The sequence below is a fragment of the Rhodococcus sp. NPDC059969 genome, assembly GCF_042738325.1.
Lineage (GTDB): Bacteria > Actinomycetota > Actinomycetes > Mycobacteriales > Mycobacteriaceae > Rhodococcus_F.
Window position 1 is genome coordinate 1 of record NZ_JBHWUF010000029.1, and the last position, 2,356, is coordinate 2,356.

The following is a 2,356-nucleotide window of genomic DNA, read 5'->3' on the forward strand; positions in this document are numbered from 1 at the left end:
GGTGATAGCTACAGGGGCGGCAATGAGAGCGGCCGTCACAGCAGGATCCATGAGTCTGATCCTGGCCCACACCGCGCACGCCCAACAGGGCATTCGCCACATCCAGTGGCCGTTGGCTGGAATGCGAGTCGAGCAGCCCCCGACCTGGGGCGACTGTGTCAAATGAGACGGGAGGTCAGTCGCCTCGCTTCCTTGAGACGATGACTGGGGTCGTTGACACCGGACAAGCGCACCTCGAAACGCACATCAACAGCACCTGTCACGCGGCCCTGTCACGCTGGCTGTCACGCCGACGGCCAGGAGCCTGTCACGCAGGCTCTGACCTGCATAAACACCCCTGAACCCCCGACCCGTACTCCGGCGTGACAGCCCACGCGACAGCCCCTTCCAGGAAATAGTGCGGCGCCGCGTCCGACCCGGCTAGCTGTGGTCTCTCAGCACGTTGTTTACGCAGGACTACTTCGCTGCCGCACGATTCCCTCTAGCCTCGCACCATGGATTGGTTCACGGCGGCGGTGGTGGGAGCGGTCGGAGGCGCCTCTCTGGAGGCCGTCGACGTCATCAAGGCCATCAAGTGGCACCGTCAGATGCCGTGGAACGTTCAGTCAGACACCATCGATCCACCCCAGCGCAGAGCTAACGTGCGGCCCCAGGAGGAGCACCTGCCCGCACCCGGCTGGAAGGCGTATTGGGTTGCCGGGGTGCTGCGGCTGCTCGTCAGCGGAGCCCTGACTGGAGTCGTGGCAGCCACGTATCCGCAGAGCACCAATCCGCTGGTGGCCTTTCTCATCGGGCTGGGCGCGCTGTCTGCTGTCCAACAGGTCACCACACTGGTGCCGCTGATGGTGAAGAACGCGGGTCGGGCTGCTCTGGGCGGCGTAGTGGACGTGGCGCAGCAACAAGCGCAGGCTCTCCAGCAAAGCGGGCAGCCTGACCCTGGGCAGTCGAATGGTGCTGTGCCAGGGCCCCAAACGGGTAGTCCTTCGGCAGGGAGTCCAAGGCCGGACACAGGCGTTGCCGCACAGCAGGATCCGGCGGGCGGAGGAGGTGCGGCGTGACGATTGCTGCCGAGTCCTTCGTGGGCCGTGTCCTGGCCGTGATTTCACGTCGTTCTCCTGGTTTCCGGCCGCCCTTGAAGACCTCCGGACGACTGCATGCGCCGGATAGCCCTACTACGTCTCCTCCGGCTCCGGACTTCCCTCGCCCTCGTGAGACTCCCCAGGTCGACCCGGCCCGGGACGACTTGCCGATGCAGAGGCTGGTTGACGCGACGGCCCAATGGAAGTCCATGCCTCCACGGGAGCGTCTCCGGCGTCGCGGCGTACTTCTGGGAGTCTCAGAATTCCTGGAGATGACCGCCGCAGCCCTCGACCGCACCCCCGCCCACGCCCAGTACCGCTACCGCGCCCGGGACCTCGGCCTCGCCCTCGACCGAGCCCTACACCACGCCCGTGACCCCGACTTGGCCCGCGACTACATCCCCCCCGTTGGACTCGTCCGCGACCTCAATCTCGAACTCGCCCGCGCCCGCGAGCATGCCCATGACCTCGAGGTTGCCCAAGACCTCGAACGTGTCCCCGCCCTCGCCCGTGACCTCGTCCGCGCCTTCGACCGCGCCCGCGAACTCGCCGACGCCCTCGACCGCGCTCTATACCGCACCCGTGCCCTCAACCGCGAAGGCGGTCTCGCCCTCAACCGCGAACGCGCCGGCAACCTCGTCCTAGAGATCGGACGCGGCCTTGAGACTGCCCGAGGCCTCGACCGCGAACGGGCCGGCAACCTCGTTCGCGACCTTGCCCGCGAAATCGAAGGCGCCCGCTCCTCCCAAGTCCGTCTCTCCCGCATCCTCAACCCTGGCCGCGACCGCTACCGCATCCTGGCGCTCGCCCTAGACCCCACCTTCGGCCGCTACCTCACCGAAGCTCATGACAACCTGACTGATGCGGCAAGTAACTTCGTTGGCGCAGACCTAACCACGGTGGATCCTGCTAGGACCAACCTCGAAGGGATCCGTTGGGACGGCGACACACGGTGGCCCACCCCTGAGTGGACAGCTCGCATCCGTAGAGCATCGGTGGAGGACGCTCCTGGATCCGGGGTCTTCATCGTCCTTCCGGAAGAGGGCCACAACTTCGCCGATCGCGGCTCCGTGGCACCAATCTTCTGAGACACCACAGCTAGCCGCACGATTCCGACGCCTGCTCTTCGCCCTCCTCAACGCGACGGCCTGCGGCGGGGTAAACGTGGATAATCACGCCCTCACTCCAAGCGTCCCCCTGTTCCGAGAGGAAGGCGATGGGCGAAATTGATGGACACTATTGACGCCCCATTAAGTCGCTGCAAAAATGGCTTTGTC

At 65.7% G+C, this 2,356-nt stretch carries 2 protein-coding genes; both read left to right on the plus strand.

Going from position 1 to position 2,356, the window contains the following annotated elements:
• Window positions 1–494 precede the first annotated feature (494 nt).
• A complete protein-coding gene (locus tag ACFWAD_RS29785) occupies window positions 495–1,058 on the plus strand; it encodes a hypothetical protein (protein WP_378550414.1) in 564 nt (187 codons plus the stop codon).
• Window positions 1,055–2,167 (plus strand): hypothetical protein, encoded by a 1,113-nt coding sequence (locus tag ACFWAD_RS29790; RefSeq protein ID WP_378550417.1) that lies wholly within the window; start codon window positions 1,055–1,057, stop codon window positions 2,165–2,167. The genes ACFWAD_RS29785 and ACFWAD_RS29790 overlap by 4 nt, the downstream gene beginning before the upstream one ends.
• The last annotated feature ends 189 nt before the right edge of the window (window positions 2,168–2,356 follow it).

Excerpts from the sequence above, each read along its gene's own strand:
- ACFWAD_RS29785 (WP_378550414.1), top strand. The coding sequence starts at position 495 with ATGGATTGGTTCACGGCGGCGGTGGTGGGAGCGGTCGGAGGCGCCTCT.